The organism is Kitasatospora sp. NPDC057936, from assembly GCF_042887525.1.
In the GTDB taxonomy this organism is placed as follows: Bacteria; Actinomycetota; Actinomycetes; order Streptomycetales; family Streptomycetaceae; genus Kitasatospora.
Genome location: NZ_JBHVPD010000034.1, coordinates 51,891 through 75,005, shown reverse-complemented (window position 1 = coordinate 75,005; position 23,115 = coordinate 51,891). Strand labels below are relative to the sequence as shown.

The window sequence follows — 23,115 nt, the reverse complement described above, 5'->3', positions numbered from 1 at the left end:
CGGTGGTTCGCACGGGGCCGGGGACCACGCGGCCCGGCACGGTAACGGGGGATTCATGACGATTCATCGACTGACGAAGCAGGTCGCGGCGCTCGGCATCGCGATCACGGCACTCGCGGGTTGCAGCAGTGGTCCGATCGGTGCCGCGCCGGGAGGCTCAGTACCGCACCCGACAACGCTCGTCGCCGTCTCCCCGAGCCCGTCGCCCTTCCCGTCCCCCACAGGGCCGGCGATCCACGGTGACACGATCAAGGCCCAGGTCGTCAGTGTCGGGACCAGCGCCGCACTCCCCGGAGTCGCGGCCCCCGCGGGGAAGACCGCCCTGCTGGTCCGGCTCAAGGTCACCTCGGACCCCGAGGGCCGTACCGCCAGGTCGCCCATGTTCATGGCCTGGGCCATCAGGTACCCCGCCTGCGAGAGCATCCCCGGGACGGGCTGCTGGAACGTCGACGGGGAGTCGCACTTCCTGACCGAGGCCGATGCCCGTGCCGGACACACCTTCGGCGCGGTGTGGCCGGGACGCCCCCTCGAAGCCGACACGGCCTACTTCGCATACATCTGGAAGTTCGTGCCCGAGGGCGACGACCTGCACGAGGCCAAGCTGTGCACCTTCGCCGGGACCGGGGAGTGCATCCCCCTCGGCCCGGTCACGGCGCTGGCCCCGCAGGACGTCCGCTCCCTCGACCTCGCCCAGTACTGACGGTCTCCACGAGAAGGCGGCGGATCGTCGGCGGTGAGACGGCGAACACCGCTGCGCCCCGCCCCTCCTCCTGCGGTCCCCTGTGCTCCCGACCCCGGATCGTGCGCCCGTCAGGGCAGTTCGTCGGCGATGGCGGCGACGAACGCGGCGAGCTCGGCCCGCGCGACGGGGTCCGGTACGGCCTGCGGCAGGATCCCGTGGGCCAGCCGGATGTGCTCCCGGATCCGCTCCTCCAGCCAGGCGCGGCCCCGGCACTCCTCGATGAGGCCGGCGACGTGCCGGAGCTGGTCGAGGGTGGGCACGGCGGTGTCGTCGTAGAAGGCGGCGAGCTGGTCGCGGGCCGGTCCGTCGGACCGGAGGGCGACCGCGACGAAGGCCCGGGACTTGCGCCGCCGCAGGTCGGCCAGCGGGTCCTCGAGGGTGTCGCGGGAGGTGCCCCAGACGCCCTCCCAGTCGTCGAAGAAGGCCATGGCCATGCCGGCGTGGTAGCCGAACCGTTCGGCCGCGACCAGTTCCTCCTCGCCGGCGCCGCGAACCAGGGCGCCGGCGAGGCACACCCCGGCGGTGGGGAGGGCGATGGTGCTCTCCAGTAGTTCCAGCGAGAGCTCCAGGCTCATCCGGGACGTGCCCTCCGACTCCAGGTCGCGGATCTGCCCCGAGCAGCACTCCCGGATGGCGCGGGCGGCCCGCCGGATCAGCTCGGTGGAGACCCGGTCGCCCTCCTCGGCGAGGAGCTCGAACGCGAGGCAGTGCAGGGCGACCCCGACCTGGATCGCGGCCGGCACGCCGAAGGCCGTCCAGAGGGTCGGCCGGCCCTTGCGGACCATCTCCTGGTCGATGACGTCGTCGTGGACGGTCCCGGCGGCCGACATCAGGGTGCCGGCGACGGCTGCCGTCCGGACCGCCTCCCACGCCTGCGGGCCGCTGCCCGCGCACAGCAGGGCGACCAGCGCCGGCCGCCGACGGAAGCCGACCGGTGTCGTCGGGCGGCCCTCGGCGTCGACCCACCCGAAGTGGTACTCCGTCATCCGCCGGACGGGTTCGTCGAGCCGGGCCGTCGCTGCGCGCAGCGCGGGCTCCATGAAGGCGATGACGTCCCGGGTGATCTGCGGTGAGGTGCGAACGGTCTGCACGGAGGTCTCCGACATTCTCTAGTGGCCGGGGAACGGCGCGGCGCCGCTTCCCGGGGCAGGCAGGCGCGGTCCCTCCTGTCATGACGCCCCGTTCCGGCGGCCTCCGCAACCCGACGTGGACGGGTGCGTGCCCGTGGTGTCCGTGCCCGTGCCTGTGGAAGTGCGGGCGGGCGGGCCCCACCCCGGGCGGGGGACCGGCGGTCGCGTAGCCTGGGCGGCCTCGTTCCTGCTACGGAAGACGGTGGGTCGCGCCATGCACGGCGACGGCGGGTTGTGGTTCCTTCTGGTGATGGGCGTCGGCCTGTGGGGCTTCTCCCTCACGAGCGCCGTTCGGCAGGTGCGCGCCCAGAGGGGGACCCGGGTCGTCGGCATGCTCCTCCAGTGCTTCCGCGAGCGCACGAACAGGGGAGGACCTCGCTGGAAGGGCGTCGTCCGGTTCCAGGCGCCGGAGGGCGGGGTGCACCGGCAGGAGGTGTACCTGTCGCGGCCCGGGGGACCGGGCAGCGAGGTGATCGTCTGCTACCCGCCCGGACGGCCGCAGCAGGCCCGGGAAGCCGGTGGCCGGCTGGGCTGGCAGTTCCCGATCATGGGGTTCCTGGTGGGAACCTGCTTCGTCGCCGCTGCGCTGCTCATCCTCTCCGGCACGCTCCACACGTCTCCGGTACCCCCGCGCTGACGCGACGCCGGCCGCGCGGTGCCCCCGTGACCGGCAGGAGTCAGCAGATCTTTCCGGGCCGGGCGGCGGTGGCCTTGAGCAGGTCCCGCAACAGGCCGAAGTCGATGTCCTCCGGTTTGCGGAACCGCAGACAACCCTTGCCCATGTCCTGCCCGGCCAGCCGCTCCTCGAACGCCTCGCGGACGTCACTGCGCATGAGGTAGAAGGAGAAGTACTGCTTCTGGCGAGCGAACGCGATCTCGCAAACGCCGTCCCGCTCGTACGCGGGCATCCCGTACGCCATGACCTCGTCGAAGCCCGCCAACTCCTCGCGGCACAGCTGCCGCACCTCGGCCAGGACGGCTCGCTGCTCCTCGGGAACCTCGATCAGGTAGCCGTCGACGTCGACGGCCTTGCTCTGCACCATTCCGGGAGGTTATGCCGGATTCGAGGTCCCCATCAACAGGGCGAGACGGCCCCGGGGCGGCCCGGGACACGGTCGCGCGATGTCGGCGTCAGCCGGGGCCGCTACTGTGCCGGTCATGTCGGACGAGATACGGAACGGCGGCCCGCTCATCAGGGGCCTGCCGGCGCGGGACGCGGTCGCCGGAGGGCGCCGGCTCCTCGGGCGGGCGCGGGAGACCGAGGCGCTGCTGGCGGTGCTGGACGGCCTGGGGTCGGCCGGCGGGCGGGCGATCGCGCTGGTGGGGGAGCCGGGCATCGGCAAGAGCACGCTGATGTTCACGGCCGCCGCGCACGCCAGGGCGGCGGGGGTCCGGGTGGCTGCGGCCCAGGGGCAGTACGAGATCGCGGCCGCGCTCCCGGGCTTCCGGCCGCTGCTCGACGACAACTGCGACGTGCGCCGGCAGGTGGCGCGGGGCGGTGCCGCCGTGGTGGTCCTGGACGACGTGCACCAGCTCGCCGCCGACCAGATCCCGGGCCTGGAGCGGATGATCCACGCGGCGGCCACCGGCCCGCTGCTCTGCCTGCTGGCCTACCGGCAGCGCCAGCTGTCGCCCGCGATCGCCGCAGTGCTCTCCCGGGCGACGTTCGCCGGCCTGCTGGAGGTGTGGCAGCTCGGCGCGCTCTCCCGGGAGGAGGCCGCGGAACTGCTCGGTGAGCTCCCCGGCGTGAACCGCTTCGCCGACGTGAACCGCTTCGACGACGTACACCGCTTCGACGCGCTGTACCAGGAGGGTCTCGGCAACCCGCAGTACCTCCGGATCCTGGCCGCCGACGGCGAGGCGATCGCCGAGGCCGGCACGGCGGTCCTCGGTGAGCTCGCCGCCCTCGACGACGCCGCGCTCGCCGCGGTCCAGGCCGCCGCGGTGCTCGGCGAGCCGTTCCACCCGGAGCTGCTCGCCGCCGTCGCGGGGCTGGAACCGGCCGAGACCATGCGGGCGCTGGACACCCTCACCGGTCTCGACCTGCTGCGCCCGGCCGAACGCGCGCCGCAGCTGGTGCTGCGTCACCGGGCGGTGGCCGAGGTCGTGCACCAGCGCCTCGAACCCAGCCGGCGCCTGACACTGCACCGCCGCGCCGCGGCCGCGCTCGCCGAGCGGGCGGCGCCGATCGCCCGGCGGGCCCACCACGTGGCACGGGCCGCCGATCCCGGCGCGCCGGAGCACGTCACGACCCTGATCGCCGCCGCGCGCAACGCGCTGCACACCTCTCCCGCGACGTCGGCCGAGTACCTCTCGGCCGCCCTGTCGCTGCTCCGGGAGGGCGAGGACCACTGGCACGAGGCACGGGTGCTGCTCGCACGGACCCGGCTGCTGACCGGGGACGCCGACGAGAGCCGGGCCCTGCTCGACGCGCTGCGCGATGCGGCGCAGGATGCCGGCGGCCGCGACGCCCCCGACCCGTCGGCCGTGCTGGCCGCGCTCACCGGACGGGAACGGGAGATCGCCCGCCTGGCCGGCACCGGTCTGACGAGCGGTGAGATCGCCGGCACGCTGGTCCTCAGTGTACGGACGGTCGACGGTCACCTCGGCCGGATCTACCGCAAACTCGGTGTCGCCAACCGGGCGAGCCTCACCCGCGCCCTGCTGACCGAGGCGCCGGGCGCGGGGTGAGGCGGTCGTGGTCCAGTCGCTCAGCCGCCCACGCCCCGGGCGAGGGCGGTGAGTTGGTCCCGCAGGGTGACCGCGTGGTCGAGTGAGGTGCGGACGAACGGGAACCCCCGCTGCCGCATCACGAACGTGACGTGCTGCCCGTCGCCGACCAGGTGCACGCCCGAAGGGACGAGCGGGGCGAAACCCTCCAACAGGCCCCCGAGCAGCTCGGCCATGGCGGGTGCGGAGGTGGTGACGAGGTAGGCGGCGTCGACCGCGGGCCGTCCGGTGTCCGTCGCGGGCAGTTCATGCAGGCGGTCGATGCTGCCGTGCGGGACCTTGCGGGACGTCACCTCGAAGGGCGGGAACGGCCGTCGCGCCCGAACGGTCATCCCGCAGGCGAACCGTTCGTCCCGGGTGACCGAGCCGAGGCCCCGGACCGACTGCTCCCGGTACTCGTAGGAGAGCTCGACCGGCACCCCCTGCGGTGAGCCGGCCAGCCGGACCCGGACGAGCAGGGGCTGGTCCGGCGCATGGCCGCGCCGCATCTCGGGGTTCGCGATCCGCACGCCCAGGTTCGTCGCCGGGTCGCCCTCGACCAGGTCGAGCCCGAGCAGCCAGGCCAGGTGTCCCGCCTGGTACCGGGCGTACGTGCGGCTGCTGCCGCGTGTCAGCAGCGTGCCCCGGGCCAGGACGAATCCGCCGATCAGGATGCCGATCGCGGGGATGATCAGGGCGGCGGTCACCGGGCGCTCCGTCCGGTCGTGTCCGGCGGCTGCCAGGCGGGTACCGGAGCGGGCTCCGCGCCGGCCAGGAGCCTCGCGAGCCGCGGCGTGTCCTGGACCGGTCCGACGAGGACTTCGTGCCCGCTGAGCAGGGTCACCGTCACGGCGTCGTAGGTGCCCAGCAGGAAGCTGCTGACCCTGGTGCGTTGCACACCCCTGATCTCGGCGTACCTGAAGCTCCGCGTTCCGGTCGGGCGCCGCCAGACGAAGCCCTGCTGGTGGACCTCCACCTCGTGCCGCCACGCCAGGACGGACGGCGACCAGGCCAGGACACCCACCACCAGGCCGTACAGCCCGTTGAGGAGCGCTCCCGTGACGACTCCGGCCACTCCCGCGATCAGCGCCAGGGACCCGATGTAGGGCAGGTACCCGCCGAAGCGGATGGTGCCCCGGAAGTGCGCCACGACAGGGCCGAAGGGGGATTCGCCGTGCTCCGACTCGCCATGCTCCGACTCGCCGTGCCGGGACCCGCTGCGCCGGGATCCGCTGTGCCCGGTCATTTGAGCACCGAGCCGGTGAGCTTGGCGCCGGTTCCGTTGTCGACGGCACAGGTGACCTTGCGGTCGAGGTGCTGCCAGGAGCCCGCGGTCGGGACGAAGTCCACGATGTTCGCACCGCTGCCGAGCTTGGTCCGGTCGACGGTCGGGCCCGCGGACAGCTTCTGACACGCCGCGGCGGCCTCGTCCTTGATCTTCGCCTCGTCGTACGAGGAGTCGGTGAGCATGGAGTAGCCGATCACCTGGGCGTCGTGCGGGTCGCCGCACGGGACGGCCGAGACCCCGTCCACCTGCTGCTGGGCGGCGCCGCTCGGCTCGTCGAAGCACTGGCCGGTGGTCAGGCTGCGGAGGCCGAGGTCACCGCCCTTGGTGACGTTGCCGTTGCCGTCGACCTGCGCGTCCGGGGCCGGGTGGGGGCGGTTCAGGACGAGGAAGCCGACGAGGCCGAGCATGCTGCAGAACAGCACGCCCAGGAGCGCGAAGTAGGCGGTCCGGAAGGGGCGGCGCTTCGGCTTCGCGGGCGCGAAGTATCCGGGCGGCGCCGTGGCGGGCCGGCCGTACTGCTGCCCGGCCGACCGGCCGGGCGGGTCCTCCTGGCCGAACTGCCAGGTGTCGTCCGTGAGTTGCCGGACATCCGGGTCGTTCTGGTTGTGCGGTGCAGCCATCGCCTTGTCGTCACCTCTCCGCGTTCACTCGTGTTGCCAGGCCGAGTATGGGGAGGCGGGCGGTGCCGCGGCATCGGTAGAACTACGCGATTCGACTACCCGATCCTCGGGCGCGGAACGGCCGGCTGATGGGCCGGAGCGCGCGCCGCAGGACGAGGCCGCGGGCGACGAGACGGCCGGCGTTCGGGCTCAGCGCATCGTCCCCAGGGCCGCGGCCATGGCGCCGAGCATCTGTCCGTCGGCCGTGGCAGGGTCGATGGCGGGCGTGTCGCCCATGGCCTGGACCAGGCTGATGACGTTGCCCGACTGGACGAAGTACTCGTGGGCGTCGGAGCCGACGTCCGCGAACGCGACGTGCGGCTTGCCGTCCTTGTCCCGGACGGTGGTGAGCCAGCTGATGCCCCCGGAGCCGGTGGCCGTCTTGACGACCGTGGTCCGGCTCGATTCGTCGGACGAACGGGCGGCGCAGTAGGCGTAGTCGTTCTCGATCTTGGTCAGCGCGGCCTTCGCGGCGGCCTCGTCCTTGAAGTAGAGCATCCACTGGAAGGCGGCGGCCCTGGGGTCGTCCTTGAGGTCGGTCCTGTACTGCCTGGTCTGGTAGGCCGAGATCTTCAGGGCGTCGGTCGGTTCCTTGCTGCCGTCGCTGCAGGCGTACATCCAGTTCAGGGCGTCGTCGCTGGACTTCGGGTCCTCGGTGTTCTCGGACACCCACAGGTACGTGCCGTACAGCGGCAGGCTCTTCGCGGGAAGCCAGGCGGACGCCTGGTAGCGGGTGGCATCCCCGTGCGCCGCGGCCTGCGCCGAACCCGCCGAGCCTGCCGAACCCGCCGAGCCCGCCGGGCCGGGCGCCGCTGCGGAGCTCGGCGGGGCGGCGGCGGGCTTGACGGTGTCGGCGGGCTCGGCCGCACCGCCGGAACACGACGTCACGGTGCTCAGGCCGAGGCAGAGGAACCCGGCGAGGGTGGCGGCCCTCACCGAACCGGCGAGCGTGGTCTTCTTCATGATTCGGATGCCTCAGAGAAGTCGATGGTGTGTCAATCCCGGCGCAGAGCGGAGCGGACCTCGCCTCGACGCCGTGGAACCATCGTGTCGGACCTGCCACGCGGGCACATCCGTAGAACTACCGAACCGTCTCCGTTCCGGGAAGAGCACCTCGACCTCGGGTGGTGTCACGCCGCGCGCGCGGCGTTCCTGGGCGTCCGGCGGCGGCCGGCGGGGCCCTGGTCGTCGCGGCCGCCGGCGGACCGGCCGCCCGCGGAGGCGGACCGGGCGTCTCCGCCGGGACGGCCGCGGCGGCCGCGGCTCGTCGACGCGCTGCGGCGCGGCCGCTCGACCACGGGGTCGGCGATGACGACGGGCACGCCGGTGGGCACGCGGGCGCCGGTGATGCGGGCCAGGTCTTCGTCGCCGGCGCTGACCCTGGTGGTGACGGGGGTGATGCCGGCGGCGCTCATCAGGCGGGCCGTCGCGCGGCGCTGGCTGGGCAGGACCAGGGTGACGACGGTCCCGGACTCGCCGGCCCGGGCCGTGCGCCCGCCCCGGTGCAGGTAGTCCTTGTGGTCGCTCGGCGGGTCCAGGTTGACGACGAGGTCGAGCCCGTCGATGTGGATGCCCCGGGCCGCCACGTTGGTCGCGATCAGCGCGGTCACCTCGCCGGTGCGGAACTGGTCCAGGGTGCGGGTGCGCTGCGGCTGGGACTTGCCGCCGTGCAGGGCCGCGGCCTTCACACCGTTCGCGAGCAGGTCCGTCACCAGGCGGTCCGCGCTGTCCCTGGTGTCGGCGAACATGATCAGTCCGCCGTCGCGGGAGGCGATGTGGGCGATCGTGGCGTTCTTGTCGACGTTCTGCACGTGCAGCACGTGGTGCTCCATGGTGCTGACCGTCGCCGCGGACGGGTCCACCGAGTGCGTGACCGGGTCCTTGAGGAACTGCCGCACGAGGCGGTCGACGTTGCGGTCCAGGGTGGCGGAGAAGAGCATGGTCTGGCCGCCCGCGGCGACCTGTTCGAGGAGCTCGGTGACCTGCGGCAGGAAGCCCATGTCGGCCATCTGGTCGGCCTCGTCGAGCACCGTGATGCCGACCCGGTCCAGCCGGCAGTCGCCGCGCTGGATCAGGTCCTTGAGGCGGCCCGGAGTGGCCACCACGACCTCGGCGCCGCGGTTCAGCAGCCAGGCCTGGCGGCTCATCGACGTCCCGCCCACCACGGTCGCCATCCGCAGGTGCACGGCGCGGGCGTAGGGGGCGAGGGCCTCGGAGACCTGCTGCGCGAGCTCGCGGGTGGGGACCAGGACCAGGGCCAGCGGCTGGCGCGGCTCGGCCCGCTGCCCGGCCGTGCGGGCCAGCACGGGGAGGCCGAACGCGATGGTCTTGCCGGAGCCGGTCCGGCCCCGGCCGAGGAGGTCGCGGCCGGCCAGCGAGTTCGGCAGCGTCGCGGCCTGGATCGGGAACGGCGCGGTGACGCCCTCGCGGGCCAGCACCGACAGCAGCGCCTTCGGCATGTCCAGCTCCTCGAAGGACTCGACGGCCGGCAGCGCCGGGGTGGTGCTCACCGGCATCGCGAACTCGCCCTGGGCGGACGGGCCCTGAGGGGCGCTCCGGCCGGCGGGGCGGCGGCCTCCGGCGGGCCGGTCGCCGTAGAAGGAGCTTCCGCCGGAGCGGGAGCCCCGGGCGGAGCGGGAGTTGGCGTTCTGGTACGAAGAGCGACTGGAGCGGGCCATGCGGAGAACCTTCCTCGGTGCGGCACGTCACGAGGAAGGCTCCGGGGCGCGGGGCGCGGGCGGAGACCGCAAGGGAACGGGCCGAGAATGTGACGGGCGGAGCGTGGACGGTGGAACCGTGCGGCACGTCACCTACGGTCGGCGCTCACCGCGGAGGGCGGGAGCGGGGAACCTCGAACCGTGAGCTGTCACGGCAGGGCGCCGATCCCGACGCGGCGCTGTGCGTCTCGCGTGGGGATGGCCGCCGGTGGCGGAGCCAGGGCCTTGAACGGCCGGGGGGATGCGTCGTGGCGCGATGCCGAGGGGCCCGCACCGGGCGTGTGCGCGGTGCGGGCCCCTCGCTACCAGGCGGGTGCCGTGGCAGAAGTACTACAGCGGGCGGATGTTCTCGGCCTGCGGGCCCTTCTGGCCCTGCGCGACGTCGAACTCGACCTTCTGGCCCTCAAGCAGCTCACGGAAGCCGTTGGCGTTGATGTTCGAGTAGTGGGCGAAGACGTCGGGGCCGCCACCCTCCTGCTCGATGAAGCCGAAGCCCTTCTCCGAGTTGAACCACTTCACGGTGCCATTAGCCATAAAAATTACTCCTTCAAGGGGCTGTCCGAAGCCCGCACGGTGCGGGTTTCGAGTCGCCGCATGGAGTGCCCACCCGGGGAAGAGCCGGGAAAACAAAAAATGCGCCTGCAAAACATCGGCAGGCGCACACAAAGTTCTTGGGAACCACTACTGCAACTAAAACGACTCTAGCAGGCTCGGGCCTGCGACGGGTCGATTTTCCACGCCCGATTCCGGGACGGGTTCCCGTGCCGCTGCCGGAGTACCGTGGAACACGTGGCGCACGAGCGCATGCGCGCGGCAGCCGACGACTCCTCGCAGAGCCCGGTCGGGGCTGTCGGCAGGGTGACGGTGCCCATTCCGCCGGGCGGTCCGGGCGAGGTCCTGGTCGCCCTGCGGGGCGGGTCGGAGGCGTTCGCGGCCTGGTGCTCGGAACCGGTCGGCCGGGACGTCCGGGTGGTCGTGGTGGACGCGATCTCGGCCCGCTCGGTGATCGTCGAGCTCCTGCCGCCCTAGGCGCGTGTCGGAATCCCCGCAGGTCAGGTGGTCGGTCATGTTCTTCTGGCACGTTCCCGCACCCAACGAGGCGATGCTCATATCCGGGTCCAAGCGCCAGTCGCAGGACACCCAGTTCCGCATCGTCACCGGTCACGGCAGCCTGGTCCTGCCGGTCAAGCAGAAGGTCCGGATGCTCTCCCTGGCCCTCCGGGAGGCGACGATCGCCGAGGACTGCGTCACCCAGCAGGGCATCCGGCTCACCGTGCGCGCGGTCTGCGTGTTCAAGGTCGGAGACGACGCCGTGTCGATCGCCAACGCCGCCCGCCGCTTCCTCTCGGAGCAGAACCAGATGGAGGAGCTCGTCGGCCGGATCTTCGCCGGCCACCTGCGGTCGATCATCGGCGGGCTGACCGTGGAGCAGATCATCCGGGAGCGCAGCAGGGTCGCCCAGGAGGTGATGGCGGGCAGCCACGGCGAGATGGAGAAGCTCGGCATCGTGGTCGACGCCCTGCAGATCCAGGAGATCGAGGACTCGACCGGCTACATCGACAACCTCGCCGCGCCGCACGTGGCGGCGGTCGCCAGCCAGGCCCGGATCGCCCAGGCCAAGGCCGACCAGGAGGCCACCGAGCGGGAACAGCAGGCGGCCGCGCTGAAGGCGGAGTACGAGCGGGACACCGCGATCAAGCGGGCCGGCTTCCTCGCCGAGACGGAACAGTCCAGGGCCCGCGCCGCCCAGGCCGGCCCGCTCGCCGAGGCCCGCGCCTCCCAGGACGTCATCGAGGAGCAGACCGCGCTCGCCCAGCGCCGGGCCGCGCTCGCGGCGCAGCAGCTGGAGGCGGAGGTGCGGCGCCCGGCGGACGCGGAGGCGTACCGGCAGCGGACGCTGGCCGAAGCCGCCCGTGACCGGGTGAAGTTCGAGGCGGACGGCAGCGCCTACAGCGAACGGACCCTGGCCCAGGCACAGGCGGACGCCAACACGGCCCGGGCCGACTCGCTGCGCGGCGGGAACCAGGAACTCATCGCCGCCAACCGGATCGTGGAGAACCTCCCGGCCCTCGCCGACGCGGCCGCCCGCGGCATGTCCGGGGCCGACCTCACCGTCCTCAACGGGAGCGACGGCGTCAACCAGATGGCGGCCGGCATCGTCAGCCAGGGCCTCGCGATCCTGCACTCCCTCCAGCACTCGACGGGCCCGCACGGCGACGGCAAGGCCAACCCGGCTCCCCGGATCCCGGAGCGCACCTGAACCCCGGCGGGAGCTCACTCCCGGTGGGTCCGCCCGCTCTCGGGGCGGACCCACCGGGATGATCGCTGCCTAGACGGGGACCGTCACGAAGGTCTGGCCGGACTCGTTCACGACCGACACCGAGGCCACGTCCTCCGGTGCGACGATCGCCGAACCATCCAGTGTGGTACCGGACTTGGCGCCGACGGTGGAGACCAGCCAGCTGCCCGCGTCCGCCTTCGTCCCGCCCTTGCCGTTGACCACCAGGTGGCAGCGCTGGCCGGCCGGGATGCCGGTGACGGCCGCGTTGACCCGGACCCAGCCCATCGCCGGCGTCACCGTCAGCGTCATCCGGGCGCCGGTGGCCGGGTCCGTCGCGGAGCCCGTCCTGGTGCCGGCTGGGGGCGGGGTGGCGACGGTGGTGCTCGGAGCCGGGCCGGCTGCCACCGGTGGTGCGGGCGCGGTGGTGCGGCCCAGCGCGATCCCGGCGACGAGCGCCGCTGCCGCAGCGACGGCGGCAGCAGCGCCGATCCGGGCCCGGCGTCGGCGCAGCGCCGAGCCGCGTTCGGCCCGGGCCCGGCGCAGGGTGCGCTGCAGCAGCAGGTCGCCGCCCTCGGGCGGGCCGTCCACGAGCAGTTCGGGCGGCACCTCGCCCAGGGCGGTCTCCAGCTCGCGCAATTCGGTCACCTCCTGACGGCAGGCCGGGCAGTCGGCCAGGTGCCGTTCGACCGCCGCCGCCTCGGCCGGATCGAGTGCACCCAGCACGTAGGCGCCGACGAGCTCCGCGCTCCACTCGTGCGGTGTCGTGCTCACGTCGTTCCTGTTCGCGTCGTTCCCATGCGAGTCGTCCCTGGTCACGCCGACACCTCCTGCCACGTCCCCGACCTGCCGGTGTACGAGCGTTTGAGCGCCCGGAGCGCGTAGTGCGCGCGGGACTTGACCGTGCCGGCCGGCACCCCCAGCTGCTCCGCGGCCTCGCTGACGGACAGCCGCTGGAAGTAGATCGAGCGCAGCACGTCGCGGTGCTCGGGCGAGAGCCGCTCCAGCGCCTGCGACATCACCAGCGCCTCCACCACGCCCTCGGCGTGGTCGTGCTCGACCGGCACGGTGGCCGTCGCCTCGGAGACCTCCGCCACCTCGGCCGGCCGGGCGGCCCGGGCCCGGAACCGGTCGGTGATCAGGTTGCGTTCCACGGTCAGCAGCCAGCCGCGTACCGACCCGCGGGCCTCGGTCAGTGCCTCGGGGTTGCGCCAGGCCCGGATCAGGGTCTCCTGGACGGCGTCCTCGGCCGCCGCGCGGTCGCCGGTGAGCCGGACGGCGTAGGCGAGCAGCGCGGCGCCGTGCTGCTCGTAGAGCGTCCGGATCAGTGCCTCGTCGGCGGCGTCCTGCCGCCCGGCTGATCGTGTCCTCGCCATCCGCCATTCCTCCGTCGTCGGGTGCCACGTCCAGCACGTACGCGGGGGCCGTTCGGTTCAACCGGATTCCCGGCAGGTCCGGTTCTCGTTCAGGCAGGCCACCACGGCGGCCATCTGCCGGTCGGTCATCAGGCCGATGAACACCGCGTGGTCGGTGAGCGGACTGTGGTGCTGCTCGGGGAAGGCGTCCAGGGCGAACTCCCGGGCTGGCGGCGGGCGGTAGCCGACGGTCACCCGCAGGTGCGGGACCGGGAAGGTGTCGTGCGGGCAGACGCCGGCGGCGTCCGGGAACCGCACGTGCGAGCGGTGGCCGGAACTGTCCGTGCCGCGCCCGTCCCAGCAGCTGGGGAAGTCCAGGGTGCGGGTGAGGAGGCTCCCGGCGGGGCAGAGCGGGTAGCGATCGGTGGTCGTGCGGCCGGCGAAGCCCGTGCAGCCCCAGCGGGCGCCGGCGTCCGCGCCGCCGTCGGTGGCGGCGGTCGGGTCGCCCTCCAGGAGCCGGAGGAAGCGCGGCATCGGTACGACCTTGGCCCATGGATTGCCGAGGTACTCGATGGTGACGGTGTCGGGGGTGAGGATCTCGCCGGTGTTGCCGTGCGGGTCGTCGTCGGGCGCCCCGGCCGTGGTTCGCGGTGCGGCGCCGTCGGTGCGGCGCAGCACCGGCCAGTAGTAGGTCGAGCGGTCGCCGCTGGTGCAGGTGGTCGCGGCGGCGGCGAGGCTGTCGTCGGTGGAGTCCGCGTCCGTGGAGAGGTTGCCGACGTAGTCGTGCACGTGGTGGGCGCCGCCCACGGTGCCGGGTGAGATCACCACGTTGTCCGCGTTGCGGTGCCCCTCCTGATTGCGCCCGCAGTCCTGCGCGTACGAGCCGGTGGAGGCATCCGGTCCGGCGGCGGACGGAGGGGCGGGTGCGGCGACGGCCACGGCGGTGATGTCGACGAACCCGGCCGCCGGTTCCGGCCCGGCCGGCCAGTACCTGACCGCCAGCAGCGACAGCCCCAGGGCGAGGCAGAGCAGGACGCCGACCGGGAGCGCGACGCCGCCCAGCCGGTGGTGATCACGTTCCCGGTGCACCGCGACAGTCTGGGCGACGGGCCGCCGCCCGGGCAAGGCGGCCCATCACCCGGACCGTCGGGCGCGGCGGGGCGGGTCAGTAGCCCCCGGAGTAGCCGCCCTGCGACGGGGCGGCCGACGGGGTCTGGGCGGCGGACGGGGTCTGGGCGGGGGCCGGGGTGGAGGCCTGACCGGGCATGCCCGCCGCCTTCTTCCCCTCGGGCGTGCTCGCGAACCAGGTGCCGCCGACGCCCTGGCCGCTGGTCTGCCCCGCCGCGGTGTCGCCGGCGAAGCGGTAGAGCGGCCAGCCGTTGAGGGTCACCTGCTTCGTCCCGTCCGGCCGGGTCACGCTGCCGACCAGGGTGGAGTCGACCCCGGTGACCTTCACCGGGTCCTGGGCGGTGAGCGGCGGCCACTTCGCCGCGCAGGCGTCGGTGCAGGTGCTCGCGGACGGCTTGGCGGTGTCCTTGTCGAAGCGGTACAGGGTCCGGCCGGCGGAGTCGGTGACGATCGGCCCGAGCGCGGGCGAGTTCGCGGCGACGATCCGGACCCCGGAGGAGCCGCCGGCCGCGGGGGCGGACGCCGTGGCCGCCGGGGCGGCGGCGCTGCTGGAGCTGTTCCCGCCGTACCCGCTGCTCGTGTCGGGCCCGCAGGCGGTGGCGGCGAGCGCGAGCAGGGCGACGCCGGACACGGCGACCAGGCGGCGGGCGGCGAAGGCGGGGACGGTGAACGTGGGCATGCTGAACTCCCCCTGGAGCAGGTGTGGTTGTGGATTCGGGCGGTGTCGCCCTGTGCACCCTCCACACGGATCCTCGGCGGGATCGGTTCAACGCCGTCGGAAATTTTTCCTGACCGACTGTCCGTTCCTGTCGGCGCCGGCATCATCGGAGCGGGATCAGCAGTTGCAGGCGCAGCCCACGGCGGCTGTCGGTTCGGCGTCCTGCTCGATGGTGGTGCAGCAGGTGTCGCCCACGGCGGCGGAGCCCCTGCCGAGAGTGTCGGCGTCGGCCTTGACGACGTAGACCTCCCAGGGTTCCTTGCCGGGGCCGTGTACCCAGACCTTGTCCTGGAGGGCATAGCAGCAGGAGGTGTCGTTCTCCTCGAAGGTGGCCAGGCCGGCCTCCTTGAGCCGGACGGTGGTCGCGGCGACCTGCTCGGTGGATGCGACCTCGACGCCGAGGTGGTCCAGGCGGGTCTCCTCGTCCGCTTCGCCCTCGATGAGGACGAGTTTGAGCGGGGGCTCGGTGATGGCGAAGTTGGCGTAGCCGGGGCGGCGCTTGGCGGGTTCGGTGCCGAAGAGCTTGGCGTAGAAGGCGACGGAGCCTTTGAGGTCGGCGACGCGCAGGGCGAGCTGGACGCGGGACATGGCGATCCTCCCTGATCCGGATTCCTGTTTCGATGGATATCGATACAGGCGAGCTTGCCACCGGATTAGATGAGCGTCAACATAGACACATGTCGAATCTGGAGCTGAAGGTGCTCGACCAGGACGGGACGGCGGTCGCGTGCTGCTCGCCGATGGTCCGCGAGCCGCTGGACGAAGAGGCCGCCGTCGACCTGGCGAGGATGTTCAAGGCCCTGTCCGACCCGGTGCGGCTGCGGCTGCTGTCGCTGATCGCCTCGCACGAGGGCGGCGAGGCGTGCGTCTGCGACCTGACCGGTCCCTTCGACGTCTCCCAGCCGACCATCTCCCACCACCTCAAGGTCCTGCGCGAGGCCGGCCTGGTCGGCTCCGAGCGTCGCGGGACCTGGGTCTACTACTGGGTGCTGCCCGTCGCGCTGGCCAAGCTGTCCGCCCTGCTCCAGGCGCCGGCCACCGCCGGGGGGTCCAGATGACCGGGACGGCTCCGCTGGGCCGCCGGGCGGCCGTCGAGTTCACCGGCACCGGCGCGCTGGTCGCCGTCGTGGTCGGCTCCGGCATCCAGGCCACCGAGCTCTCGCAGGATGTCGGCGTCCAACTGCTGGCCAACTCGCTCGCGACCGTGTTCGGCCTCGGCGTACTGATCCTGCTCCTCGGCCCGGTCTCCGGCGCCCACTTCAACCCCGCGGTCACGCTGGCCGCCTGGTGGACCGGCCGCCGCGACGGGGACGGGCCCACGCTGCGGGAGGCGGCGGCCTATGTCCCGGCCCAGGTCGCCGGGGCGATCGGCGGCGCAATGCTGGCGGACGCGATGTTCGCCGAGCCGCTCGCGCGCTGGTCGACTCACGCCCGGTCGGCGCCGCACCTCTGGCTGGGCGAGGCCGTCGCCACCGCCGGTCTCATCCTCTTGATCTTCGGACTGGCCCGCATCGGCCGCGCGCACCTCGCCCCGGCCGCGGTCGCCTCCTACATCGGCGCCGCCTACTGGTTCACCTCCTCCACCAGCTTCGCGAACCCGGCCGTGACGATCGGCCGCGCCTTCACGGACACCTTCGCCGGCATCGCCCCCGCCTCCGTGCTGCCGTTCATCGCCGCCCAGCTCGTCGGTACGGCCGTCGGCGTAGCCCTGGTCGCGGTGCTGTTCGGCCGCCCGACCCCGGCCGGCGAGGACGTGGTGGTCCCGCACGGCGACCACCACCCGGCCCCGGCCGCCCGCTGACCCCGCCTTCCCCGCACCGCCTTCCCCTCACCGCATTCTCCTGCCCGCCCCGAAAACCCGAGGACCCCGTTCGTGAGTACTCCCGCCGTCCCGTCCGTCCCGTCCGTCCCGTCCGTCCCCTCCGTGCTGTTCGTCTGCGTGCACAACGCCGGCCGCTCCCAGATGGCCGCCGCCTTCCTCACCCGCCTCGGCGGCGACCGGGTCGAGGTCCGCTCGGCCGGCTCCGCCCCGGCCGAGGCCGTGAACCCGGCCGTGGTCCAGGCCCTGGCCGAGGTCGGGATCGACATCTCCGCCGAGACCCCGAAGGTGCTCACCACCGAAGCCGTTCGGACGTCCGACGTCGTGATCACCATGGGCTGCGGCGACGCCTGCCCCTACTTCCCGGGTAAGAAGTACCTGGACTGGAAGCTCGACGACCCGGCCGGCCAGGGCGTCGACGCGGTCCGCCCGATCCGCGACGAGATCGAACGGCGCATCCGGGGCCTGCTCGCCGACCTCGGCATCGAGCCCCGCTGACGGCGGCGACGAACGGGCGGGGGCCTCGGGCGAGCTGCTGCCCCGCGCGGCGGGCAGTGGAGCACCGGCCCCGCCGGAAAGATCGATGTCAGGCCGTGCGACGCTGGAGCGATGCCGCCCGTCTTTGCCCCCGCGGAGCCGATAACGCCCGATCCCGTGGGCGACGTGCCGAGCACGCTGCTCACCCAGTCCTGGCTCGACCTGTCGTTCCTGCACTGGGCCGCCGACCCCGCGGACGTGGCCTCGCTCCTCCCGCCCGGGACGGTGCCGGACACGCACGACGGCCTCACCTACATCGGCCTGGTGGCCTTCCGGATGCACCGCGTGGGCTGGTTCAAGGTGCCGGGCATCCCGTACCTCGGCACCTTCCCCGAGACCAACGTGCGGCTCTACTCGGTGGACCGGCACGGGCGGCGCGGCGTGGTGTTCCGGTCGCTTGAGGCCTCGCGGCTGCTGCCGGTGGCCATCGCCCGCAGCGCCTTCCGGCTGCCCTACATGTGGGCCAGGATGGAGATCCGCCGCGACGCGGACACCCTCACCTACACCAGCAGGCGGCGCTGGCCCGGACCGCGCGGCGCCCGCTCCCGGATCGCCGTCCGCGTCGGCGGGCGGATCGAGGAGCCGACCGCCCTCGAACACTTCCTGACCGCCCGCTGGGGCCTGCACAACGCCTTCTTCGGCCGGACGGTGCACCTGCCCAACGTCCACCCGCGCTGGCCGCTGCACCGGGCCGAACTCCTGGAGTGCGACGACGAGTTGGTGGCCGCGGCCGGCCTGCCGGCGCCGGCCGGGCCGCCGGTGAGCGTGCTGTACTCCCCGGGCGTGCCCGTCCGCTTCGGCCCTCCCACCCGACCGGGCGGCCTGCCCACCCCCTGAGCCTTCCTCCGCGCCGACCCCTTGCCAGGCGCGCCCGACCCCCGCTTCGATGCGAGTAAGCGAGGAATGGGAGGGGTTTCCCGTGCAAGAGGTCTGGTTCGCCGACGTCCTGCGGCACCTGCGCGTGCTGCTCGCCGCGTTACCGCCCCTGATCGAGGAGTACCGCGAGCGGCGCATCGCCGGCGGGATCGAGGGCCTGCTCGAGTGGACACTCCCGTGGGGCATGGACGACGGCGTCGGGAACGTCCGGCTCACGGTGGTGGAGGTGCCCTCGGGCTGGGGCGAGCGGAAGCGCGTACGGGTCGTCGTGGCGGCGGACGCGAAGCCGTTCCACGAACGGAAGGGCTCGGACGACCTGCCCCTGCCCCGCTACGACGAGAAGGCCCGCCGCCCGCTCTGGTTCCCCCGGAGCGCGAGCCTGGCCCGTGACATGGCCGAGTACCTGCTGGACCACGTCGACGGCGACACGGGCTCGCTCCGCGCGGAGGCCGGGAACGCGGCGAGCTTCACGGTGGTGATCATGTCGGCCGAGGCCGGGTGATTCCGCCCGGGCGTCGTCTGGAGGAGCCACGATCACTGGCGCCATGATCACCGGTCGACCGACCGGAGGCCGGACGCTGCCCCCGAACCCGCGTCGCCGGCGAGTCGAGTCGTTGGACGCGGTGACGGGCACGGGGACAGGCGGACGGCACCGGTCGCGACGGCCGCCCGGTACCGTCCGCCTGTCGGGACGTCACCGCCCCCGAAGCCACCACATGGCCAGGCCGGCCACTGCTGTACCGCCGGCAGTGGCCGCTGCGCGCACAGCACTGAACAGGGCCGCCACGGCCAGTCGGCGTGCCGTCCGCTGCACATTCCTTTTCATCGGGTACACCCCCACTCGTTGCCCGGCCGGACGCCGGAGCAGTACTCCCACTCTCATTCGCGTGCGGCAACAACACCTCAAACCGCGGGCGCCCCGGGCAACTTCGGCGATACCCTGCAGCACGTAGCACTGCCCGCCCCCACCCGCAGCGGGCGAGGCGGGCGGCATCCAGACAGGGGGCAGACCATCCCAACGCCGGATCCCCGCCGACGTCTGCACAGCGAGTTGTCGGCCCTCAAAGCAGCTGCTGATGCCAAGTGCCGGGAGAACGGCGGTCGGCCGCTGTCTCAATCCGATATCCAAAAGGCGCTCCGGAAGCCGCCCTACAACATCCCCGGCTTCCGGGGGCAACGCGTCAGCGACTGGGTTCCGACCGACTTCCGGCGGGCCCAAGCCCCCTCCAGTGACAGCGAGGACGCCCTGTGGGCGCTGGTCTGCCTCTGGAGCGAAACCGCCGGTCGTGCCCCGGGAAAGCGACGGGAGTGGGTGAGACTCGCCGAACAGGCACGTGAAGCCCCTGCCTCCACGGAGGTCCGCGACCTCGGCCGCCCGGACGGCTCTGACGTCGCGGGCCCGCCCTGGTCCGGCCCGGAGAGGTCCGCCCCGGAGAGGTCCGCCCGGTACAAGGTCAGCCACTTCCCCCGCGACGGCGCGGACTCCCCGGTGGAGTCGTTGCACGAGCAGCCCAGTCAACTGCTCATGGCACGGCATCAGATAGTGCCGTTCACCGGCCGCCTCGATGACCTCAAACGTCTGACAGCATGGCGGGACGATCCGGCCGGGCCAGTGGCCGCCGTGCGGTTGCTGCACGGTCCCGGCGGGCAGGGCAAGACACGACTGGGCGCGAGATTCGCTGCCGACACACCTGCCGGCTGGCAGGTGTGGCAGGCCGCGTACACCGCCGGTTCCTCGACGGTACCGACCGCGAGAAGGACCGGGCCCCCGGGGCAGCGGGTGCTGGTCATCGTGGACTACGCCGAACGCTGGCCCGCCACCACCCTGATGGAGCTCATGCACGACCTGGCGCGTCGTCGCTGCGAGCGGCTACGGGTTCTGCTCATCGCCCGCTCCGCAGGCTCCTGGTGGCAGAACCTCCCCCACGACCTCCAACTCCTCGGCTACGCGGCGGGCGCGGTCGAGCTGGAGCCCCTCAGGGACGGCGCGACCGGGGACCGGGCCGAGGCGTTCCTCGCGGCCCGCGACCGCTTCGCCGACGCCCTCGGCGTAGCGGATGCCGAAGCCGTCGAAGTCCCCGGCAACATCGACGATCCCGCGTTCGGGCTGATGCTCACCGTGCACATGGCCGCCCTCGTTGGGGTGGACCGGCTCCGGCGCGGCCTCAGCCCGACACCCGACCCCGATCCCGATCCCGAGGCACTCTCCGTCTACCTGTTGAACCGCGAGCGCGCGTACTGGCACAAGCTCCACACGCTCGCCGAGGGTCGTGTGCGCATCGACGCCGATGTCATGGCCCAGGCTGTGTTCACCGCAACCCTCGTTGGCCCTCTGGGGGATGACGAGGCGGAGACGGCGCTCCAGCGGGTGCGCATCAAGTCTTCCGTGCCGGTGGATGAGATCATCGATGACCACGCATTGTGCTATCCGGCGAGCAATCCGCTCACCGTGCTCGAGCCGCTCTATCCCGACAGGCTCGGCGAGGACTTCCTCGCGCAGACCACCCGCGGCCACCACGCCTCCCGTCCGCTCAACCGCTGGGCCGTCAGGGCCGCCGAGCGGTTGCTCGCCCAGCCGGAGGCCACGGACCCACCGGTGTGGACACGTTCGGCCCTGACCGTCCTCATCGAGACCGCCCACCGCTGGAAGCACGTCGCCACCGGCCAGCTCTACCCCCTTCTGCGCAGCCGGCCTCAGCTGGCTCTGGAGGCCGGCGGTGCCGCACTGGCTCGCCTTGCCGAGATTCCCGACGTGGATCCCGCGGTGCTGCAGGCCATCGAGGCCCAGGTCCCGGATCGGCGCGTCGACCTCGACGCCGGCATCGCGACGCTCGCGCAACGCCTCGCCGACCACCTCCTCGCCACGACCAAGGACCCAGCTGACCGCGCCCGGATTCACCATGACCTCAGCGGGCGGTATTTCAACGCGGGATTCCATGGCCAGGGCGTGGTACCCGCCCAGGAAGCCGTCGACATCTACCGGGAACTGGTGAAAGCAGAATCGCCGGCCCGGTCCGTTTACGAGCCAGCCTTAGGCCGGGCTCTGGACTTGCTCGGAATCCATCTGGAGCTGACCGGCCGACACGACGACGCCCTCAGAGCAACCGAGGAGGCGGCCTCCATCTTCCGTCGTCTCAGCCAGGCCGAGCGCGAACGCTACGAACCCACGCTCGTACGAATACTGGCCAACCTCGCCGGCCGGCACCAGTCCGACCCCGAGCGGCGCCGCGCCGTCGCTGCGGAGGCCGCCGAGCGTGGGAGGCGTTGGGCCGACGCCTTCCACGGCGGTGTCGAGCTGGCCGGAGCGTTGGAGAACCTCGGCTCCGCGTTGGCAGATCTAGGACGCCACCACGAAGCCCTTGCACCGACCCGTGAAGCCGCCGACATCCGGGCTCGACAGGCACGCGATGCTCCCAAGAAGTACGAGCCGGATCTCGCCCGGGTCCTGTGGGCCCTCGGGTCCCGCCTTGAGCGGGACGGGCAGCGAGAGGAGGCGCTGGCTGTGACCCAGGAGGCGGTCGACGCCTACCGGCGCCTTGCCGAGGCGAACCCCGCCGGTTACGAATCCGCCTTGGCCGAGGCGCTGAACAAACTGGGTATCCATCTAACGGCGTTGGGGCGGCTGGACGAGGCGCTGGCTGCGACCCAGGAGGCGGTCGACGTGCACCGGCGACTTGCCGTGGCGGACTTCACCGCCCACCAACTCTACCTGGCCAAGCTGCTGAACCACCTCAGCATCGATCTGGCGGCGGTGGGACGGCTGGACGACGCGTTTGGTGCGACCCGGGAAGTCGTTGACGTCTACCGATCGCTGGCCGCCACGGACCCAGCCACCCATGAGCCCGGCCTGGCTGTCGCGCTGGACATTCTCGGCGATCGTCTGTGGGGGGCGGGGCGGCTGGACGACTCGCGGGCTGCGACCCAGGAGGCGGTCGACGTCTACCGGCGTCTTGCCGTGGCGGATTTCACCGCCCACTGGCTAGGCCTGGCTGCGGCGCTGAACCACCTCGGCGCCCGTCTGTCCCGGGTGGGGCGGTGGAAGTAGGCGTCGGCCGCAACCGAAGAAGCGAGACGAAACACGATCTGGAAGGCTGATGAAGATAGTGGGTTCTGGCTCCACCGCGCGAACGGTGAGGTCAGACTCGCCGGTCTGGGGACCTCCGCGCTATACGTCTTCTCGGCGGCGGCCCGGGGCTGACCCAGGCCGCGCCCGCCGTCACCACCCGTCAGGGGCTGTCGGGGCAGAGGTGGGTGTATTCGTGTGCGTGGGCGCTGTACAGCGTCGGCTGGTCCGGGGCCTCATCGGTGGTGAAGATGAAGTCCACCGTGACATCCGGGAGATCGGCGACGGTGGTCCGCATGGTGAACTGCGGGAGGGAGTGGGTCTCGGGGACGCGTTCCCAGTGCACACCGGCGGAGGCGAAGGCGTCCGAGAGCTCCCGGAAGCCGGGCGGGCCGGGGAAGGAACCGTACTCACCCGGCCCGTCGACCGGGAGGACGACGTCGTCGTACCACGTCCGGACGGAGACCGTGTTGACGATCCCGCACCGGCACACGTCGACCGACATGCAGCCGAACCGGAACCACTGCGGCCACGGCAACCCGTCGGCGACGCGCCCCGAATCCTCGGCCTCGCCCCGCTCGGGCACCGGGTACGGCCCGAGCGGGCGCAGGCCGGCGAAGTCCCCGGTCGAGCCGTACCGCGTCAGGAGGTCCACGAGCGCTGCTGTCGTCATGCGTTCATGATCGCACCGGGTGGCCGGGCAGCGGGGTCAGTCGCACAGGGCGGAGCTGAGGACGTCGAGCATCTTGGAGCCGGAGACGGTCATCGTGTTGGAGACCAGTGAGGCGTGGCGGCCGTTGGGGGCGAAGACGGTCATCGTGGTGTAGCCGGGCACCCCGCCGCTGTGGCCCCAGGCCGCGCCGCCGCAGCGCAGCGGGAAGGTCTGGAGGCCGAGGCCGTAGCCCGTGCCGCATTCTGTGAGGTTGGATTCTGCGATTCCTTGATGCCGCTGGTGTGCTGGAGGAGCCGGCGCACGGTGATGGTGTTGCCGTCGAAGCCGTTCCCGTCCACGACGCCCGGAAGGTAGCGCTCGATGGGTGCGTCGAGGGAGACCTTGCCCTCGTCGACGATGCGCGCCGTGCACGAGAGCGTTATC

The 23,115-nt window shown here is 72.6% G+C and carries 26 protein-coding genes and 1 pseudogene; 11 read left to right on the top strand and 16 right to left on the bottom strand.

What is annotated here, in order from left to right:
* Positions 1-55: 55 nt before the first annotated feature.
* Positions 56-700: a hypothetical protein gene (locus ACFVU9_RS19630; protein WP_380447238.1), complete on the top strand. Its 645-nt coding sequence runs from the start codon at positions 56-58 to the stop codon at positions 698-700.
* A gap of 110 nt (positions 701-810) precedes the next feature.
* On the opposite strand, the gene ACFVU9_RS19625 is transcribed toward ACFVU9_RS19630, so the two are convergent.
* Positions 811-1,833, bottom strand: coding sequence for a polyprenyl synthetase family protein (locus ACFVU9_RS19625; RefSeq protein WP_387594772.1), 1,023 nt, complete (start codon positions 1,831-1,833; stop codon positions 811-813).
* 253 nt (positions 1,834-2,086) lie between these two features.
* On the opposite strand from ACFVU9_RS19625, the gene ACFVU9_RS19620 reads away from it, so the two are divergent.
* The gene (locus ACFVU9_RS19620; RefSeq protein ID WP_387594770.1) at positions 2,087-2,509 is read left to right on the top strand and encodes a DUF3592 domain-containing protein; all 423 of its coding nucleotides are present in this window, start codon (positions 2,087-2,089) and stop codon (positions 2,507-2,509) included.
* A gap of 40 nt (positions 2,510-2,549) precedes the next feature.
* Here the strand turns inward: ACFVU9_RS19620 and ACFVU9_RS19615 are convergent, their stop codons facing one another.
* Positions 2,550-2,915, bottom strand: a complete 366-nt coding sequence (locus tag ACFVU9_RS19615; RefSeq protein ID WP_380447232.1) for an iron chaperone — start codon at positions 2,913-2,915, stop codon at positions 2,550-2,552.
* Positions 2,916-3,030: 115 nt separating this feature from the next.
* Here ACFVU9_RS19615 and ACFVU9_RS19610 point away from each other — a divergent pair, with 115 nt between their 5' ends.
* Positions 3,031-4,563: a LuxR C-terminal-related transcriptional regulator gene (locus ACFVU9_RS19610; protein ID WP_387594767.1), complete on the top strand. Its 1,533-nt coding sequence runs from the start codon at positions 3,031-3,033 to the stop codon at positions 4,561-4,563.
* Positions 4,564-4,583: 20 nt separating this feature from the next.
* On the opposite strand, the gene ACFVU9_RS19605 is transcribed toward ACFVU9_RS19610, so the two are convergent.
* The 6 genes from ACFVU9_RS19605 to ACFVU9_RS19580 form a co-directional block, all read right to left on the bottom strand.
* Entirely contained in the window at positions 4,584-5,288 is a 705-nt protein-coding gene (locus tag ACFVU9_RS19605; RefSeq protein WP_387594764.1) for a hypothetical protein, read from the bottom strand.
* Positions 5,285-5,731 carry a hypothetical protein gene (locus ACFVU9_RS19600; protein ID WP_387594761.1) on the bottom strand — a complete coding sequence of 149 codons (447 nt, stop codon included), beginning with the start codon at positions 5,729-5,731 and terminating at the stop codon, positions 5,285-5,287. Before ACFVU9_RS19600 ends, ACFVU9_RS19605 begins: the two co-directional genes overlap by 4 nt.
* A 92-nt stretch (positions 5,732-5,823) precedes the next feature.
* The gene (locus tag ACFVU9_RS19595; RefSeq protein WP_387594758.1) at positions 5,824-6,489 is read right to left on the bottom strand and encodes a septum formation family protein; all 666 of its coding nucleotides are present in this window, start codon (positions 6,487-6,489) and stop codon (positions 5,824-5,826) included.
* A 189-nt stretch (positions 6,490-6,678) separates the two neighbouring features.
* Positions 6,679-7,491: a hypothetical protein gene (locus tag ACFVU9_RS19590; RefSeq protein WP_387594755.1), complete on the bottom strand. Its 813-nt coding sequence runs from the start codon at positions 7,489-7,491 to the stop codon at positions 6,679-6,681.
* Between the two features lie 167 nt (positions 7,492-7,658).
* Positions 7,659-9,206 carry a DEAD/DEAH box helicase gene (locus ACFVU9_RS19585; RefSeq protein WP_387594753.1) on the bottom strand — a complete coding sequence of 516 codons (1,548 nt, stop codon included), beginning with the start codon at positions 9,204-9,206 and terminating at the stop codon, positions 7,659-7,661.
* Between the two features lie 369 nt (positions 9,207-9,575).
* A complete protein-coding gene (locus tag ACFVU9_RS19580) occupies positions 9,576-9,779 on the bottom strand; it encodes a cold-shock protein (RefSeq protein WP_359959873.1) in 204 nt (67 codons plus the stop codon).
* Between the two features lie 255 nt (positions 9,780-10,034).
* On the opposite strand from ACFVU9_RS19580, the gene ACFVU9_RS19575 reads away from it, so the two are divergent.
* Complete coding sequence (locus tag ACFVU9_RS19575; protein ID WP_380444666.1) at positions 10,035-10,274, top strand: hypothetical protein; 240 nt, start codon at positions 10,035-10,037, stop codon at positions 10,272-10,274.
* A 37-nt stretch (positions 10,275-10,311) separates the two neighbouring features.
* On the top strand, positions 10,312-11,505 hold the full coding sequence (locus ACFVU9_RS19570; protein WP_380444668.1) for an SPFH domain-containing protein: 1,194 nt from the start codon (positions 10,312-10,314) through the stop codon (positions 11,503-11,505).
* Between the two features lie 69 nt (positions 11,506-11,574).
* On the opposite strand, the gene ACFVU9_RS19565 is transcribed toward ACFVU9_RS19570, so the two are convergent.
* The 5 genes from ACFVU9_RS19565 to ACFVU9_RS19545 form a co-directional block, all read right to left on the bottom strand.
* Positions 11,575-12,297 carry an anti-sigma factor family protein gene (locus tag ACFVU9_RS19565; protein ID WP_387594748.1) on the bottom strand — a complete coding sequence of 241 codons (723 nt, stop codon included), beginning with the start codon at positions 12,295-12,297 and terminating at the stop codon, positions 11,575-11,577.
* A gap of 41 nt (positions 12,298-12,338) precedes the next feature.
* Positions 12,339-12,899: a sigma-70 family RNA polymerase sigma factor gene (locus ACFVU9_RS19560; protein WP_380444671.1), complete on the bottom strand. Its 561-nt coding sequence runs from the start codon at positions 12,897-12,899 to the stop codon at positions 12,339-12,341.
* Between the two features lie 57 nt (positions 12,900-12,956).
* Positions 12,957-13,967, bottom strand: coding sequence for a DUF1996 domain-containing protein (locus ACFVU9_RS19555; protein ID WP_387594744.1), 1,011 nt, complete (start codon positions 13,965-13,967; stop codon positions 12,957-12,959).
* Between the two features lie 76 nt (positions 13,968-14,043).
* Positions 14,044-14,685, bottom strand: a complete 642-nt coding sequence (locus ACFVU9_RS19550) for a hypothetical protein (RefSeq protein ID WP_387594742.1) — start codon at positions 14,683-14,685, stop codon at positions 14,044-14,046.
* Between the two features lie 156 nt (positions 14,686-14,841).
* A complete protein-coding gene (locus ACFVU9_RS19545) occupies positions 14,842-15,312 on the bottom strand; it encodes an ArsI/CadI family heavy metal resistance metalloenzyme (RefSeq protein WP_387594739.1) in 471 nt (156 codons plus the stop codon).
* A gap of 89 nt (positions 15,313-15,401) precedes the next feature.
* Here ACFVU9_RS19545 and ACFVU9_RS19540 point away from each other — a divergent pair, with 89 nt between their 5' ends.
* The 6 genes from ACFVU9_RS19540 to ACFVU9_RS19515 all read left to right on the top strand — a co-directional run bounded on the left by ACFVU9_RS19540 (position 15,402) and on the right by ACFVU9_RS19515 (position 22,001).
* A complete protein-coding gene (locus ACFVU9_RS19540) occupies positions 15,402-15,782 on the top strand; it encodes an ArsR/SmtB family transcription factor (RefSeq protein WP_380444678.1) in 381 nt (126 codons plus the stop codon).
* Complete coding sequence (locus tag ACFVU9_RS19535) at positions 15,779-16,525, top strand: aquaporin (RefSeq protein WP_387594736.1); 747 nt, start codon at positions 15,779-15,781, stop codon at positions 16,523-16,525. The genes ACFVU9_RS19540 and ACFVU9_RS19535 overlap by 4 nt, the downstream gene beginning before the upstream one ends.
* Positions 16,526-16,597: 72 nt before the next feature.
* Positions 16,598-17,041 carry an arsenate reductase ArsC gene (locus ACFVU9_RS19530; RefSeq protein ID WP_387594733.1) on the top strand — a complete coding sequence of 148 codons (444 nt, stop codon included), beginning with the start codon at positions 16,598-16,600 and terminating at the stop codon, positions 17,039-17,041.
* A 111-nt stretch (positions 17,042-17,152) separates the two neighbouring features.
* Entirely contained in the window at positions 17,153-17,917 is a 765-nt protein-coding gene (locus ACFVU9_RS19525) for a YqjF family protein (protein ID WP_387594730.1), read from the top strand.
* 82 nt (positions 17,918-17,999) lie between these two features.
* A complete protein-coding gene (locus ACFVU9_RS19520; protein ID WP_387594727.1) occupies positions 18,000-18,458 on the top strand; it encodes a hypothetical protein in 459 nt (152 codons plus the stop codon).
* A gap of 996 nt (positions 18,459-19,454) precedes the next feature.
* Complete coding sequence (locus tag ACFVU9_RS19515) at positions 19,455-22,001, top strand: tetratricopeptide repeat protein (RefSeq protein WP_387594724.1); 2,547 nt, start codon at positions 19,455-19,457, stop codon at positions 21,999-22,001.
* 181 nt (positions 22,002-22,182) lie between these two features.
* Here ACFVU9_RS19515 and ACFVU9_RS19510 read toward each other — a convergent pair whose 3' ends face one another.
* From ACFVU9_RS19510 to ACFVU9_RS19500, 3 genes and pseudogenes are all read right to left on the bottom strand, one after another.
* Positions 22,183-22,692, bottom strand: a complete 510-nt coding sequence (locus tag ACFVU9_RS19510) for a hypothetical protein (RefSeq protein ID WP_387594721.1) — start codon at positions 22,690-22,692, stop codon at positions 22,183-22,185.
* Between the two features lie 36 nt (positions 22,693-22,728).
* Positions 22,729-22,854 (bottom strand): hypothetical protein, encoded by a 126-nt coding sequence (locus ACFVU9_RS19505; RefSeq protein WP_380444684.1) that lies wholly within the window; start codon positions 22,852-22,854, stop codon positions 22,729-22,731.
* 103 nt (positions 22,855-22,957) lie between these two features.
* A pseudogene (locus ACFVU9_RS19500) lies at positions 22,958-23,087 on the bottom strand (serine hydrolase); the annotation flags it as partial.
* Between the last annotated feature and the right edge of the window lie 28 nt (positions 23,088-23,115).